The sequence below is a fragment of the Psychrobacter sp. ASPA161_9 genome, from assembly GCF_051970275.1.
Taxonomy (GTDB): domain Bacteria; phylum Pseudomonadota; class Gammaproteobacteria; order Pseudomonadales; family Moraxellaceae; genus Psychrobacter.
The window spans coordinates 61,661-78,041 of record NZ_JBEFNI010000005.1 but is presented as its reverse complement, the minus strand read 5'-3'; the positions used below and the strand labels follow the sequence as shown (position 1 = coordinate 78,041).

The window sequence follows — 16,381 nt, the reverse complement described above, 5'->3', positions numbered from 1 at the left end:
CAAGTTCTTTTTACTTTCCTATATTTGCAGTTACTTTACTAAAAGACTGCACAAACCCGTAATATACCGAGTTATTTATGCCTACTAACACCTTCTGCTCTAGCCGTTCTACTGCCTCTTCTTTTAAACGTCCACTATTGACTGCCATGATGACAGTACTAGTTGCCAGCATTGGTTTGACAGCTTGTTCGTCACCCGACTCTAGCGATTCTGAAGTAAATGATACTAAGGTGGAGAATAACACTGCTGATGCCGCCTCGAATGTCGCTAACAACGATGCTGTTTCAGTGGCTACCATTGAAGTGGGTACGGTCAAAGGCCCTGTAAGTCTAGCGATAAATCCATCACCATTGGTAGTCTATGATATGACCTTGATGCAAGATTTGGCAGCGCTGGATGTGGCGGTCGATGGCATGCCAAGTGGTCTACATTTAGACAATCTGCACTCAAAAACTCAGCCTGAGCCAAAATCAGTCGGTACGGTATTTGAGCCAGACCTTGAAGCGTTAAATGCCATACAGCCACAAGCTATTTTGGTCGGCTCACGGATGGCAGAAAAATACGATGCGCTTTCAAGCATTGCGCCAACGCTTGATATGACCATTGATACGGCAAATATTTATGAGTCGAGCAAGCAACGTCTGCATGATTTGGGTGCATTGTTTGGTAAAAGTGATCAGGCAGCAAAACTGCAAGGCAATATCGATGGGCTCATCGACGAAACCAAAGTATTAACCAAGGACAAGGGCAAAGGCTTAGTGGTGATGGTGAATAGCAATAAGTTATCCGCTTATGGTGATAAGTCACGCTATGGCTTTATTCATACGGTATTAGATATCCCGATGGCCGATGACCAAATCGCCGATGCGCGTCACGGTCAACCAGTATCTTTTGAGTATCTACAAAAGACCAATCCAGACTGGTTATTCGTCGTCGATCGCAGTGCAGCGATTGGCGAAGATGGTGCTGGTGCAAAAGCGGTATTGGACAATCCACTGGTCGCGCAAACCAATGCTTGGAGTAAAAACCAAGTGGTTTACCTTAGCCCAGATTCTTACCTAGCATTCGGTGGTTACTATCAATGGATGCAAGATTTGACTACCATTAAAGATGCTTTTGCTAGCGCGAAATAGACCTGATAACGATACGAGCCATATTTCTTAATTACCCATTAATAAGCCAGTAGACGTTATGTCGTTATTTTCATCTCGCGCTCATGCCAGTGTCAAAGACAATCCTTCTTTGCCAGCTGCACCATCAAGTTGGCAAAAAGTGTCTAACAATGGCCTGAGTCCTAAACATCAACGTACCGCCATACCGCCATGGTTAATCAACACGGGGAGCCTCATTATGATGGGGCTTTTGGTGTTGTTAAGTTTGTCGATTGGGGTGGCGGATTTTTCGTGGTCAGGTATCTTTCACAGCATTATTAATCATAGCACTAACTCAGACAGCTCACTGCTATTGGTCAGCCGAATACCGCGCACCATTGCTATTATTTTGACTGGTATCGCGATGGCGGTTGCAGGGATGATTATCCAAGTAGTGCTTAAAAACCGCTTTGTTGAGCCATCAATGGTTGGTGCCACTCAAAGCGCGGCATTGGGATTATTGGTCGTCAGCTTGCTATTTCCAGCCAGTGCGCTGCTTATCAAAATGGGTGTCGCGACCATTACTGCAATGTTTGGCATGATGCTGTTTATGCTACTCATTCACCGCGTCCCGCCAACGGACTTTTTAATGATTCCGCTGATTGGTATTGTCTTTGGCGGCATTATCGAGGCAGTAACGACCTTTATCGCCTATCAAACGGAATCGTTACAGATGCTCAGCGTTTGGCAATTTGGTGACTTCTCTGCTGTATTAGCCGGTCGTTACGAGCTGTTGTGGCTGACGGGCGCACTGTGCGTGCTGGCTTATATTATCGCTGATAAACTGACCATCGTCGGGCTAGGCGATAATATAGCGCTGAACTTAGGGATTAGTAAACGCCAAGTCACGTGGCTTGGCGTCGGTATGGTGGCAATGATGAGCGCTGTCGTTGTGGTAACGGTTGGTATGATTCCCTTTATTGGCTTGGTCGTACCCAATATCGTCAGCCGACTGATGGGTGACAAATTACGCCGTAGCTTGCCCGCAGTCGCGCTCTTGGGCGCATCAGCAGTACTGCTCTGCGATATCATCGGGCGCTCTATTCGCTACCCTTTTGAAGTGCCAGTCGCTACTGTCTTTGGTGTGGTCGGCACCGTACTATTTTTATGGCTGTTATTACGCGCGCCTGCTGAGCAATAATATATCAATAAGACAGCTCCCTAATTGTTATTAACTCTTTTCTTAATCTATTCGTCCTGTTGTCTGCTTAGATAAGCTTGGCGTTGTTACTATTAAAGGTAGCATAGTAGGATTTACGTATGTTTTCACCGTCTAAGCATCGTCTTATAAATGACAGTTCTACAAAGTCTGGCTCAGCAGCAAAGAGTGTTCCAGAAAATGGCACTTTGGAAAACGACAACCATGCAAACACTTCTGCACAGAGTCATTTAGCACAACTTTGGGCATTTATCGCCAACCATCCAAAATCAATTGCCGCCATTATCTTATTGATCTCAATGACGCTGTTTTTGACGCTCAATGTCAACGGTTATTGGGATTTTGCCCTGCCGTTACGGGGCAAAAAACTACTGGCACTTATGGTGGTAGGCTATGCGATTGGCGTGTCGACCTTACTGTTTCAAACCCTAACGCACAATCCCATTTTGACGCCATCGCTATTGGGTTTTGACTCGCTCTATGTCTTGCTGCAGAGCTTATTGGTGTTCTTTTTGGGCGCTATGAGCTTTACCAGCATCAATCCTATTGCCAAGTTTACCCTTGAAATTGTCCTGATGTTTGGCGCGTCCCTACTGTTGTTTCAAGTGCTATTCTCAAAAAGCAGTCAGGATTTGACGCGGTTGATATTAGTGGGCGTCATCTTTGGGGTGTTGTTTCGCAGCTTATCGGCGCTGATTGCGCGCCTGATTAATCCTGATGATTTCGTCGTCGTACAATCTGCCAGTTACGCGCAATTTAATACAGTCAATCCACAGCTACTGGGTATCAGCCTCTTTATTTGTGCCATTAGCGCTGTGTTTGTTTGGCGCTGGCGTTATCAATGCGATGTATTGATGCTTGGTAAGGCGCAAGCGATTAACCTTGGTATTAATTATCAACGCTTAGCCTTTGGGCTGTTAACGGTCATTGCGGTATTGGTCGCCACGGCAACCGCTTTGGTCGGTCCGGTAACCTTTTTTGGCTTACTAGTCTGTGCGTTAACCAATCGCATTGCTCGTCATATGTATCATAGCGAACGCCTGATATTGGTTAGCTTGGTGGCGATGATTTGCTTGGTACTCGGTCAGACAGTGTTTGAGCAAGTATTGGGCATGGCAGGTGTACTGTCAGTGGTGATTGAATTAGCTGGTGGCTTAGTATTTTTAATACTAATTTTCATGACTCAGCGTCGTTGATTACGGCTCATTAAAACTGCACGGATCAAAAAAATTTTAACGACAAGATATATAAATATATGCAGATGCTATTGGGATAAGTTTTTTGCAGCCTTTGTCTGCATCGGCACAGCAAGCGAAAAAAACTTATTCCAGTAGCGTTATAGCGTTTTTAAATCGGACCAACTGTATGATTAAACTAGATAATATCTCCCACCATATTGGCAAACAACAAATCCTGCATGACATTACCTTGTCTTTACCACCCTCACAAGTGATTGCTTTAATTGGCCCCAATGGCGCAGGTAAATCCACCCTGTTTTCAGTAATGGCACGACTGCAACCCCTACAGTCAGGACAGGTAAGTTTTGCTGTAGATAATGAGGAACGTGATATTGTTAGCTGTCATGCGCGAACCTTGTCTAAGACAGTAGCGATGCTCGGACAAGACAATCAAGTACTAGGGCGACTGCGTGTGCATGAGCTGCTGATGTTTGGGCGCTATCCCTATCATCAAGGGCAACCAACCGCAAACGATGAACAAAAAGTGCAGGATATTATTGAACGCTTTGAGCTAGAACCATTAGCCGAGCGTTTCTTATCGACATTGTCCGGTGGGCAACGGCAACGCGTGCTGATTGCGATGATTGTCTGCCAAGATACGCCGTATCTATTGCTCGATGAGCCGCTGAATAATCTGGATATGTACCATGCTGGCCGCCTGATGCGTGAGCTGCGTGAGTTGAGTCATAGCCAGCAAAAAACCGTGGTGATCGTCCTACATGATATCAATCAAGCGGCACAATTCGCCGATACGGTGGTCACCATGAAAGCAGGTAAAGTAATGGCAGTTGGTAAACCTGCCGATGTCATCACCCAAGAGACTATGAAGGATTTATATAACGTCGATGTCTCAGTTCTTAGTCATCAGGGTCGTCCAGTGATTGTCGATACATTGTTATAGTGACGCTTCACCATAATTCCCATATATAGTTGGTTCAATATAAAAACGATACGCAAGACTGGAAATCTCACATAGCGTATCGGTTTCATTTGGTATGAGATATATGGTATCGCTGTTTGTGTTTGCGACTTATAGCCCTAACGCGGCATCTTCCCGCTTCACAATTTTATGCTCATCTTCACTGCTATCAAGCTTCCAATAACTTGAGATATAGAGATGGCTCTTAGTCACTTCTTTTTCTTTAAAATACCGTCGTAGCGCTCGCATACTATTAAACTCACATGCCGCCCACACTGCAGGTGTACCGGCTAACCAAGTAAGTGCTTTAATACGCTCAAGTATTGGGTAGTGGCTATCACTTGCCATTGCATTCACAACCCACTCAAGCTCGATATTTTTTGGTTTTGTGAGAGATTGGATATCGTCCTCACTCAACACTTCTATGACCGCGTAGCCGACTGCATCCTCTGGCAGTTGTGCCAAATTAACCGTGATGGCTGGCAAAGCAGTCATATCGCCTGCTAACAAAAACCAATTCGCCTCATGATTGATGTATTTCTTTGCACCCGGACCGCCAATCAAAATAGTGTCACCGACTTGAGTCGTTTTGGCCCAGTGCGATGCTGGTCCTTCAGCACCTTTATGGTTAAGACCGTGTAATACAAAATCGATATCCATCTCATCAGCACGCTGCTGGATAATAGTATAAGTGCGCATGATTGGTTTTTGCTCCTCACCCTGAGGAAACATCAATTTGATATAGGCGCTTTCTTGGTCTACTGGGAAGTTTTTCATCCCTTCCCCTCCCAGCGTAATACGTCGCATATTGGGTGTGATATCAGTGATACGTTTAACTTCTAAAATTCTTGGGCTAGGTTTGGACATTTTTAGATCCTTTTATTTATAAAGTTATATTTTTCTTTTAGATAAGATCGGTTTGAAGTGCTAGCTATTTTACACTAGCATTATGTTATGCACCTTCACGTGCACATTTCAATTAGGTCATGTTTACTTCAGCTTTCGCAACGCCTTGCCTCGTTGTTGCCGACCTTTCCACCACAGATAAACACCAGTGCCTGATAATATCGTCACGACCAAACCTATCAGCGCTAAGAATACTTGATACAGTCGATGAGTAAGTTGTTCATCTTCGCCTTGACCAATATGTCCCATGTGTAGCGTTGATAACCATTGGTCTACTTTACTGCCGAATGAGCTTTGATAACCAAAATTAACGCGCTCAACGTTACCTGTTTGGGCATCGACAGTGATAGATGAGGCGCCGCTGTGGCTGCCAACATCCTTATCTGTTTTAAAGCGCATTTGCCATTGCTTGTCCTCTTCTACCCAGCGCAATCCCAATAACTGCTGGACGCTGACCCCATTTTTTTGCGCGGCAATATTCGCCTGCTTGCTAACATACTCAATACTATTGGCTTTATTCACAATAGCAGCAACACGTGTTTCATTATTAACTGGTGCAAAACTTGGCATGTCCTGCACGCTAGATTTATCTGGTTTATTTGACTCACCTTTTTCTCTTTCTTTACCTTCTTTGCTTTCAAGTCCAACCACTGCTTGCATCACCGGTTTATAAACTTGCTGCAAGTTAAAACCCACACTCGACCAAGCAATGACAAATAACATCAGCCAAAGCCACAATCCAAACGCATGGTGCAGATCATAGTTGAGCTTAAAGATATTGGTTTTTCTGCGGATTTTCCAAGCAGGTAGCCAACGCTTAAATAATGAAGCACGTTTTTTACTGACGGTTTTTTTATTAATATCCGAGTTGGCTTTATTAGACTTTACTGCCCGTGGAAAAGTAAGATAAAAGCCAATAAAGCAATTAAGCGTCCACACCAGCGCCACTAAGCCTAACAGCAGCCTACCGATATCACCCAGCAACAAATCACGGTGTAGCCAAAACACCTTCCACATGGTATTGCGCCATGCCCATTCATCCTTATTACGAGTACCGATAATCTCTCTGGTAAAGGGGTTGATATAGACTTCTTGGAAAGGGGCTTTAGGCTGAGATTTCGCTTTAGGGCTTCTTACTTTATCTACCAAAAATACAGCAGATTTGTCAGGCGCTATCGAGGTTGGCATACTCGAAAATGTCTGTTTTGGATAACTTGTAATGACCTTGTCATGCAGCTCAGCGATCGATAATGGCGGCGTTCGTTGCGCTTCAATATGCACCAGCTCATGATTGAACATATCGTCCAGCTCGTCATAAAATGCTAGCAGCGCTCCAGTGAGACCAGCCATGATTAAAAAAGCGGCCATCGCAAGTCCGGTATAACGATGGATCCATAGACAGGTTTGGCGCAGATTAAATGAAAATGATGTCATTAGTCCTGATTCTTTATTAATTTATCATGTGATTGGTTATTAGAATGTAGCTGTTAATTGATAATTCTGCCAAGTTAAGAAGAAACCCGCATGAAAAAAGCCAGCTCTCATACAAAGACAGCTGGCTTTTTAAATATTACCAATAGCAGTTAGATTAGAACTGATACGTTAAAGAAGTTTTGATATTACGACCCATCTCAAAATCCGTGTAATTATCATCTAAAGCGTTGTTACGTGAGGCATGGCTGGCATAAGTTTCATCAAAGATATTGTAGACGCCTAATGTCGCTTTTAAGCCTTCAACCTGAGTTGGTGTATAGCTCATAAAGATATCATGCACGTCGTAGTTTGGTTTTTCGATATCATCTCCACTCGTATTAGGCGTCACTGAAGCAACATAGGTACTGCGCCAGCCAAGCTCTGTGGTGTCCGTTGGCGCGTAACCAAGGTTGACCATATATTTGTCGCCAGACTCAGAGCTACTACCGCTCACTGAAGCGATGTTATAACCGGTATTTTCGCCCTTACTGCGGGCACGCGCATAGCTAAGACCCATGTTAAAGTTATCTATTTTATAATCGGCTGCAAGCTCAACGCCTTTGATTTTAAAATCTTCGTCTTTGTTAATCACACCCTGACATGTCTCAGGGGAATCAGTAGTGCCAGGCTTGCCAGTGCTACAATTTAGACCCGTTCTACTGCCACCTGCACGGACAAATTCAAGGTAGTTTTCAATATTGGTCTCAAAGTATTTGGCACTCAGTCGTAGCGCATCATCAGCGCTAGTCAGACCGCGAAGCGTCGTCGCCATACCAACTTCAGCGTTCGAGCCTTCTTCTGCTTTGAGGTCATTATTAACATAGGTATCTTCACCATCTTGATTAAAGATAGCTTGGCTTAAATCTGGACCGTTAAACAGCTGCGTATAGCTGGCGAATACTTGCGTACGCGGTGCAATCTCGTAACTGGCAGCCAGTGCGCCAACGACATTGTCGTAAGTTTTGCCAGCCGATACAAATTCAGGAGACTCATAACGGTCATAACGTATGCCCGGCGTTAGGGTTAATTTACCCATCTGCCACTGGTCTTCTAAATATACTGAGGTGTTTTTTGCTTCATCAGTGCCAGTTTTGGCAGAGTCACGCGCCATCTCTGACTCTTTTTTATAGTGCTCAACGCCAGCAATCAGCTTATGCGTCCCTGTGATGCCCGCGATGATAGCGTCATCAATAATACTGGTGTTTTGGATTTTAGCACCAGTGGTCTTAACGCCCGCTTCCCAGTCATAACCTAGATTTTCGGTATAATCCGTATCCCTTGAGATACTCGTTTCTGTTTGATAAACATTGGTATCGACGTCTATTAAGCGATTCACTGGATTATAGCTATAATCTAGCGTATAGGTATCACGCTTTACTTTTTGCGGGAGAATCTCATTCCAACTACCCACGCCTGAGCTCGCTGGAAAATCAGGACGTAATGGGAATAAACCTTCGTTTTCGGTACGGCTAAAGCCAGCACCAACATGATGATCATCGCCAATATAGGCACCCGCTTTTAATAGGATATTTTCGCCTTCGCTATCTTGGGTTTGAATCTCACGCCCCTTGCCATCTTCACCAGCATTGGCATCACGTTTGCCATAATAAGCCAACAAATCAACATTCTCTGTCGGTGCGCCATAAACGGTTGCTGAAGTGAGTAGCTCGTCGTTATTGCTGCCGTAACCTGCATGTAATTTGGCACCGACTTTTTGACCAGGTTTGAGCAAGTCTGCCGCATCGACGGTTTCAAAAGCCACACCGCCGCCAATCGCATCATTACCCAGCGTGACAGAATTGTTGCCCACCGATACGTCTGCTTGTTTTAGTAAGTCTGGGTCAATCGTGACATCGCCCATATGATAAAACATCGCGCCTTCTTGACGCGCACCATCAATCGTTACTTTTAGATTGGTATCATCAAGACCGCGTACTCGCACACGCTGGTTCACCGATGAAGTACCACCGACTTCAACCCCTGGTATGACGTCCAAAAAATCACTTAAGTGGCTAGCTTGCGCGGCTGGCGTGTAGTCATCTATGTAGACAGAATCTTCTTGTACACTATCACGGACTGAGCTATTGGCCGTCACAGTAATCGTCTGTAATGTCGTACTTGGCATATCTTTTACAGCAGCTGTACTGGCTGCTTGTGACCCTTGCGACCACAATACCGCTGCCACACCCATAGACAATACGGTCAATCGACTAGATAGCTTTGCTGGTTTTGACGACTTTGATAACTCTACTTCACGCATAACGCACTCACTTTAATTACTATCAGAATTGGATTTTTAAAAATCACTATTAAAAGCCATTTATCAACGGTCTTTTCCCAGAACTGCTTGTTTATACTTCTTAATGCTTTAACGTCATCTAGCGGCACATGCGAATCGCATTGTAAACGTTAATGATAATGATTAGCATTTAAATTATGAGAGGCATAATAACGAAGTATTAACAATTTGGCAATAATTAATGTGAGAAATTTAGCATTAAAAATTCGCGCGCGTGTGTTTGTTACCTTAACCGCTTAATACTCATCTTTTCTAGCAACTTTCACGATGCGCTAATTAATTTAATAATTTATGCTTTACAGCTCTAATGAAGAACTTTCCTCGAATAAATAAACGCAATAATATTAAAAAAAACGTTGCAATGCGTTACCCTTTCGCTATACCCTAATATAGCTGACCAAATAGTCAGGTTTTAAGATATGACGGTTAGTGAGATTAATAAATAAATAGTTGTTATCGATAAATAATGGCTGGCTTTTTTATTTATTAGCACAAGGATCAGTGCGACTCTTTGTTAGATAGATAGGCCATACGATTCGTTAGAGAGCTTTAAATGAATAGGGAGCTCTAACCCATATGTCTCTTGTATTGCTTAATATTACCGACAGAGATTGGACTAAAAGTCACTTTAGGAGGAAGCCAAAATGAGTGAACACACTCAAGGAAACCCTGATTTGTTATACGGACTGCATGAACGTCCTGCCCCTGCAAAAGCATTTTTGGGCGCGGTACAGCACGTACTAGCCAGCTTTGTCGGTATTATTACCCCTTCATTAATTATTGGCGGCGTCTTGGGTTTGGGCGAACACATCCCCTACCTCATCAGTATGTCTTTGATGGTATCAGGGGTTGCGACTTTCATTCAGACTCGCAAGATTGGCCCTGTAGGTTCTGGACTCATGGCTTTACAGGGCACTAGTTTTGGTTTTTTAGCTGCAGTATTAGCAGCAGGTTTTGTGGTAAAAAATCGAGGGGGTAGTCCAGAGGAGATTCTCTCTGTCATCTTTGGCGTCTCGTTTCTTGGTGCCTTCGTCGAGATTTTCTTAAGCCAATTCATTACCAAGCTTAAGTCTTTGATGAGCCCTATCGTTACTGGTTGCGTGATTGTCACTATCGGTCTGTCATTGACTAAAGTAGGTCTGACTGATTTGGCAGGCGGCGTTGGTGCTGAGGACTTTGGTAGTATGCAGAACCTACTACTAGGTGGCGGTGTACTGGTAAGTGTGGTGCTGATCAGCATCATTGATAATAAAGTTATTCGCTCAAGTGCAATCTTTATTGGGCTAATGCTAGGTTTGGTTGCAGCGATGTTCATGGGACGTATTGACTTCTCTTTAGTATCTGAAGCCCCCGTATTTACTTTGCCTGTGCCCTTTAAGTTTGGTTTTGGTTTTGACTGGCAAGCTTTTATTCCTATCGCCTTTATGTATATTATTACCAGTATTGAGACCTCAGGTGACTTAACTGCAACCTCAATGATTTCAGGCGAACCTATTAAAGGCCCACTATACGAAAAACGTATCAAAGGCGGTGTCTTAGGTGATGGGGTTAACTCATTGATTGCGGCGGTGTTCAATACCTTCCCAGTGACGACGTTTAGCCAAAACAATGGCGTGATTCAGATGACGGGCATCGCTAGCCGCTATGTTGGCTTTTATGTGGGTGCTATCTTATTCACTATGGGTATGTTTCCTATTTTGGGCGCTATCTTCACTCAATTACCAAAACCCGTCGTGGGCGGAGTGACATTACTGATGTTTGCAACGGTAGCGACCGCAGGTATTCGTATTCTATCAACCGTGGAATTTACCCATCGTAATATCTTAATCATTGCGACCTCACTAGGTCTATCAATGGGTGTTGCTTTTGTCCCTGATGTATTTGCCCAAACCCCTCAATTTTTCCGTAATATTTTTGGCTCAGCAGTTACGATGTCAGGTATCGTTGCTATCGCTCTCGATATGATCTTGCCAAAGAACTATGGTGTTGAATTTGATGAGCCAGAGCAACATGCTGATGAAAAGTTAAAGCCCGTGCGTGAATTGTCTCAGAGCGAAATTGAGATAGAAAGTCAGGCGTTGTGATTTGCCTATAATTTAATTGAGCGCAGGAAGAGTATCAGGAAGAGAATTTTTCTGCACCTCAATCACCACTTTAGCGATATAGCGTTAACAAAGCTACTATCGTTAAAGTGGTTTTGGCTATATAAAACAAGAGCCTTTACCTGCTGTTAAAGACCGCAGCCACGTAAAATGAACGGTACTAAAAACTCAGCCGCACGCGCCTCATCTTGTTCATCGTAGGCACTCTTTTGCATCAAGCCGACGATTTCTGTCTCAAACTCTGCATATCTCTGGGTCGTTGCCCAAATCAAAATCAATAATTGCAATGGATCGGCAATGCCAATTTTGCCCTGCTCATGCCATGTCTTCATCACCTCTATTTTATCAAGTGCCCACTCTTGCATCGTCGTTGACATAAAGTCATGTAGATGCGGTGCACCGCCAATGACCTCAAGCGCGAACAGCTTATGCCGATTTGGGTTTACAAATGCTTGATGCAACTTGGTACGCACAAACTTTTCGATAACGGCTTTAGGGTCACTATCAACCGTCATGGTGACCAGTCCTTCGTTCCATTCTTGAATAATAGAATGCAGCACCGCCTTGTACAGATTCTTTTTATTTTTAAAGTAATAATGAATATTGGCTTTTGGCAGCCCTGCTCGATCAGCGATACCTTGCATAGTCGCGCCGCGATAGCTTTGTAGGACGAACTCCTCTTCAGCCGCTGCTAGAATCAACGCTTGGTTTTGCGCACGAATATCTTGTTGACTACGATGGGCAGGTGCTTCAGGCGCAGGTGAGGTGTCCGCTTGGTTCTGTTGTGCCATAGTTTGAGCCATTAGGTATTGTTATTAATAAACAACCATATTCCAGTGAACTATTAGGATAAAGCCCTAGTTTTTATGAAACATAGCAAGATAAATGAAAGTATTTTGTATAAAGTAGTTGACCAAATGGTCAGGTTTAAGCAGAATAGATAATATCAGACCAATGACTACTCAAGCAATACTACTTTAGCACGGGTTTCGCATAGTCTTTATTTGATGGAAAAATATTATCCTATTGTCATAGATGCTTATGAACCTTAATAGTTTCTTATGAACCTTAGGCTTCTATCTTACTAGAATTTTTGTATAAAAAGAAAAGGATGTCACCGTGAGCTTAACGTTACCGCAATTTAATGAACTATCTCAAGCCGATGCGACCTCACGCCTATTGACTTGTTGCACTAGCACCAGCTGGGCACATGACTTGGCAAACGCGCGTCCTTTTGCAGATATAGACACCTTGCTTGCCCGTAGCGATGGAATATGGCAACAGGCTCAAACGACTGAAGCGAATTTGCTTGAGGCGTTTGACGGTCATCCACAGATCGGCAATGTCGACTCGCTCAAAGAAAAATACCGCAACACTCAAGATAGTGCCGCGCATGAGCAGTCAGGCGCAAATGATGCTGAGGATGATGTGATTGCAGCATTGGCGCAAGGCAATCAAGATTATCTCGATAAGTTTGGCTTTATCTTTATCGTGTTTGCAACGGGCAAGAGCGCGCAGCAAATGCTGGATTTATTGTTAGCACGTTTGCCAAACGATCGTGCTACTGAGCTGGTTAATGCCGCTGCTGAGCAAAATAAAATTACGCGTTTACGCCTACAGAAACTGCTAGGCGCCGCTTAACGTAAACGCTGCCTTACTTGTTCAATATATAAAAGGAATTATCATGTCAGGTACTCTCTCATCACATATCTTAGATATCCATCTTGGCAAACCTGCCGCTGACATAGCGGTGACGCTACACCGCGTAAGCGCAAGCGGTGAGGCATCATTATTAGCCAATGGCGTCACCAACGCTGATGGACGCGTAACGCCAGATAGCTGGTCGTTTGATCCAACTATTGATATTGCTGAATATCACTTAGATGTTGGTCGTTATACATTAACGTTTGATACCCAAGCTTATTTTGATGCACAAAATCTAACGGCTTTTTATCCGCAAGTAGTCATCGATTTTATGATAAGTGATAACGGTCACTACCATGTACCGCTACTACTTAGCGCACATGGCTACAGCACGTATCGCGGCTCGTAAATTTATTACGTCACAGTGTAAAAATACACTGGATGAAAGAACATTGGACAAAAGGACACTTGCCACATGGGCGCATATCTTCTCGATTGGTTAGCTTTATTTTTTCGCTGGTTTCACGTTATCGCTGGGATTGCATGGATTGGCGCGTCTTTCTACTTTGTTTGGTTGGATTTGAGTTTACGAAAACCGCCACAATGGAAAACTGATAAAGGCATCTCAGGCGACTTATGGGCAGTACATGGCGGCGGCTTTTATGAGATTGCTAAATACAAGCTTGAACCTGAAGAGATGCCCAAGACCCTGCACTGGTTTAAATGGGAAGCTTATACGACGTGGCTGACTGGTATGGCAATGCTTTCTATTGTCTATTATGCCAACGCAACAGCTTACCTGATTGATCCAAGCAAAGTCGCTTTTGGTAGCAGTATAGGTGCTATATCGACAAGCTTATTGTTCTTATTCGGCAGCTACTTTATTTATGAAGTGATTGTTCGCAGTCACTTAGGTAAAAACGCCTTTGTCTTTAGCTCGCTTATTTTTATATTATTGATTATCGCGACGTGGGGTTCATATCAGCTGTTCAGCGATCGTGCCTCATTTATTCATATCGGTGCCATTTTAGGTACGGTAATGGCGGGTAACGTATTCTTTGGGATCATGCCAGCTCAGCGTGCGCTTGTAGATTGTGTGCGACGCGGCGAAAAACCAGGTAAAGAAGTGGCCGACTTGGCGCTACAAGCCAAAAACCGCTCGCTAATGAATAACTACTTTACCCTACCGCTCATCTTTACCATGATTAGCAACCATTATCCAATGATGTATGCTCATGCACACGGCTGGCTGGTCTTGGTATTCGTAGGTATTATCACCGCTGTTGTACGTCATTATTTTAACCAAAAACATCTAGGTAATACGCAAACAAAATTTCTATGGATTCCTGCATTATTAACGGTGCTATTAATTATTTGGATGCGTCCAGCGCCAATCGAGCCATTACCTGCCGCTAGCGTTTCAGTCGCTGCTGCGCCTGCAGTAACTGACGGCACGCCACCAACTGCTAATGCTAACAATGAAACAGCAAGTGATGCTACTGCTATTAATGAGACTGACAAGGCTGACTCTGATGAAAATGTCACCGCAGCAGCCGTTCCAGTGACGGCCTCAGCTGACGATGCCATTATGGATGTTGTGCACACGCGCTGCAGTACCTGCCATGCCGCACAGCCAACCCAGCAAGGCTTTGCTGCACCGCCAGCGGGTATTATCATCCAGACACCCGAAGACATAAAAATCCATAAAGCCAAAATCATCACTGCGGTACAAAGTGGCTATATGCCCCTAGGAAACCTCACTCAATTAACGGATGAAGAACGTCAGCAAATTGTAGCGTATGCTTCCGGATTATAAATGGCATTCTAAACACAGATAAGTAAACACCAATCAAACAATTACCTTGACCAATGACCTAGACATCCTTAAAGTGTTAACAATAAACGTTATTAAGTGTTAACAATCTTGGTTTCGATTGATTCCAATCTAAAGGGAGAAAAGGATGTCCACTGCGAATGAGCAAGGAAGTCAGCTCAGTAATAAGTCCAACAGCGCGCTCTATGATTGCAACACTTTCAATCCAGAACGCAAAAACTCAAGATTATATAATGAAGATCTTGCCCCGCTACAGCCTGAACAGCGTAATTGGGGCTGGTTTGCGATATTTAATGTTTGGTCCAATGATATTCAGAGCTTATTCGGTTATACCTTAGCGGCTTCCTTATTTTTGAGTTATGGACTGAATGGCTGGTGGGTCATGGCAGCGATTATCTGCTCAGGATTCATCGTCATGCTGATGGTTAACTTGACGGGTAAGCCAAGCGTCAAATATGGCATTCCTTTTCCAGTACTCATACGAGCTAGTATGGGAATCAATGGCGCTAATCTTCCGGCTATATTACGAGCCATTATTGGTATTTTTTGGTACGGCGTGCAGACCTATTTTGCATCCACTGCGGTCGCTATTTTATTAACATTAATGATGGGTAGCTCGGATGCAACCTTTTTGGGCTTAAACGGCACCGCTTGGCTCGCTTTCGTAATCGTTTGGGTGTTTCAGATTTTGCTTTTTTGGGCAGGGGTTGAACCTATCAAGCACTTTTTAAACTGGGCAGGTCCGCTAGTTTATGTGGTGATGGTTATCTTGATGGGCGTGGTCTGGTATCAGTCAGGCTCAGAGTTATTACCGGCTATTAACTCCATCTTTGCTAGTGGCAGCGATTATACGGGTAGCTCCTTTCAGGCCTTTACGGCTATCGTTGGTACTATGGTCGCTTACTTTGCCGCAGTGGTCATTAACTTCGGTGACTTTTCGCGGTTTTTGCGTAGCGAGCGTGATATGAGACTGGGTAACTTACTCGGTTTGCCGATTAACATGGTGTTTTTCTCCTTCATCGCTCTAGTCATTACCGCAGGTACTCTAGTCTTATTTGGTGAGGCCTTAACGAACCCGTCAGATATCGTTGATCGGGTGGACTCTTTGCCATTAACTATCGTCGCTGCCCTAACGTTCTTTGCCGCAACCGTCGGTATCAATATGGTCGCCAACTTCATACCACCAGCTTACGACTTGGCCAACTTGTTTCCTAAACATATTAACTTTCGTAAGGGCGGCTTAATCACTGCTGTTATCGCTTTTTTCGTTGGCGCATTGTGGTTATCTTTTATTAGTAAGATCGGTATTGTGGGTTTTGTAAATGCTGTCGGTGCCGTAATTGCGCCCTTCTTCGGAATCTTGGTCATCGATTATTATATAATAAAGCGCCAACAAATCGATATGGATGACTTGTTTTCGGCAAAACCCACAGGCGCTTATTACTATTATAAAGGTTGGAACGTTCGCGGTTTGATCGCCTTTGCTGTTGGCGCTTTATTCTCGCTTGCCACTGTATTGGTACCTTCGCTCACCTCACTTGAAGGTTACGGTTTCTTATTAGGAGCTGCGTTAGGTGGTATCGTTTATTGGCTACTTATGCGTCCCTACGCCGTAAAACCTAATCAAGCATAAGACTTTAGGTAATAAAAACATCT

The 16,381-nt window shown here is 43.9% G+C and carries 13 protein-coding genes; 9 read left to right on the top strand and 4 right to left on the bottom strand.

What is annotated here, in order from left to right; translation table 11 throughout:
* Positions 1-77: 77 nt before the first annotated feature.
* The 4 genes from ACTQ9S_RS07400 to ACTQ9S_RS07385 all read left to right on the top strand — a co-directional run bounded on the left by ACTQ9S_RS07400 (position 78) and on the right by ACTQ9S_RS07385 (position 4,449).
* On the top strand, positions 78-1,133 hold the full coding sequence (locus ACTQ9S_RS07400; RefSeq protein WP_440454571.1) for a siderophore ABC transporter substrate-binding protein: 1,056 nt from the start codon (positions 78-80) through the stop codon (positions 1,131-1,133).
* Between the two features lie 58 nt (positions 1,134-1,191).
* Positions 1,192-2,292 (top strand): ABC transporter permease, encoded by a 1,101-nt coding sequence (locus ACTQ9S_RS07395; RefSeq protein ID WP_440454570.1) that lies wholly within the window; start codon positions 1,192-1,194, stop codon positions 2,290-2,292.
* Between the two features lie 119 nt (positions 2,293-2,411).
* The gene (locus tag ACTQ9S_RS07390) at positions 2,412-3,506 is read left to right on the top strand and encodes an iron chelate uptake ABC transporter family permease subunit (protein WP_350656660.1); all 1,095 of its coding nucleotides are present in this window, start codon (positions 2,412-2,414) and stop codon (positions 3,504-3,506) included.
* 169 nt (positions 3,507-3,675) lie between these two features.
* Complete coding sequence (locus ACTQ9S_RS07385) at positions 3,676-4,449, top strand: iron ABC transporter ATP-binding protein (protein ID WP_440454569.1); 774 nt, start codon at positions 3,676-3,678, stop codon at positions 4,447-4,449.
* A gap of 129 nt (positions 4,450-4,578) precedes the next feature.
* Here ACTQ9S_RS07385 and ACTQ9S_RS07380 read toward each other — a convergent pair whose 3' ends face one another.
* The 3 genes from ACTQ9S_RS07380 to ACTQ9S_RS07370 form a co-directional block, all read right to left on the bottom strand.
* A complete protein-coding gene (locus ACTQ9S_RS07380) occupies positions 4,579-5,334 on the bottom strand; it encodes a siderophore-interacting protein (RefSeq protein ID WP_440454568.1) in 756 nt (251 codons plus the stop codon).
* Between the two features lie 123 nt (positions 5,335-5,457).
* Complete coding sequence (locus ACTQ9S_RS07375) at positions 5,458-6,807, bottom strand: PepSY-associated TM helix domain-containing protein (protein ID WP_440454567.1); 1,350 nt, start codon at positions 6,805-6,807, stop codon at positions 5,458-5,460.
* Positions 6,808-6,961: 154 nt separating this feature from the next.
* Positions 6,962-9,106: a TonB-dependent receptor domain-containing protein gene (locus ACTQ9S_RS07370; RefSeq protein WP_440454566.1), complete on the bottom strand. Its 2,145-nt coding sequence runs from the start codon at positions 9,104-9,106 to the stop codon at positions 6,962-6,964.
* A 683-nt stretch (positions 9,107-9,789) separates the two neighbouring features.
* Between ACTQ9S_RS07370 and ACTQ9S_RS07365 the strand changes: the two genes are divergently transcribed.
* On the top strand, positions 9,790-11,229 hold the full coding sequence (locus ACTQ9S_RS07365; RefSeq protein WP_068036957.1) for a uracil-xanthine permease family protein: 1,440 nt from the start codon (positions 9,790-9,792) through the stop codon (positions 11,227-11,229).
* A gap of 146 nt (positions 11,230-11,375) precedes the next feature.
* Here the strand turns inward: ACTQ9S_RS07365 and ACTQ9S_RS07360 are convergent, their stop codons facing one another.
* The gene (locus tag ACTQ9S_RS07360) at positions 11,376-12,038 is read right to left on the bottom strand and encodes a TetR/AcrR family transcriptional regulator (protein WP_068036961.1); all 663 of its coding nucleotides are present in this window, start codon (positions 12,036-12,038) and stop codon (positions 11,376-11,378) included.
* A 328-nt stretch (positions 12,039-12,366) separates the two neighbouring features.
* Here ACTQ9S_RS07360 and uraD point away from each other — a divergent pair, with 328 nt between their 5' ends.
* From uraD to ACTQ9S_RS07340, 4 genes are all read left to right on the top strand, one after another.
* Positions 12,367-12,888 carry a 2-oxo-4-hydroxy-4-carboxy-5-ureidoimidazoline decarboxylase gene (gene uraD / locus ACTQ9S_RS07355; protein ID WP_068036966.1) on the top strand — a complete coding sequence of 174 codons (522 nt, stop codon included), beginning with the start codon at positions 12,367-12,369 and terminating at the stop codon, positions 12,886-12,888.
* 43 nt (positions 12,889-12,931) lie between these two features.
* Complete coding sequence (gene uraH / locus ACTQ9S_RS07350; RefSeq protein ID WP_440454565.1) at positions 12,932-13,300, top strand: hydroxyisourate hydrolase; 369 nt, start codon at positions 12,932-12,934, stop codon at positions 13,298-13,300.
* A gap of 66 nt (positions 13,301-13,366) precedes the next feature.
* Positions 13,367-14,707 (top strand): urate hydroxylase PuuD, encoded by a 1,341-nt coding sequence (locus ACTQ9S_RS07345; RefSeq protein ID WP_440454564.1) that lies wholly within the window; start codon positions 13,367-13,369, stop codon positions 14,705-14,707.
* 145 nt (positions 14,708-14,852) lie between these two features.
* Entirely contained in the window at positions 14,853-16,358 is a 1,506-nt protein-coding gene (locus ACTQ9S_RS07340; RefSeq protein WP_068036973.1) for an NCS1 family nucleobase:cation symporter-1, read from the top strand.
* Positions 16,359-16,381: the final 23 nt, after the last annotated feature.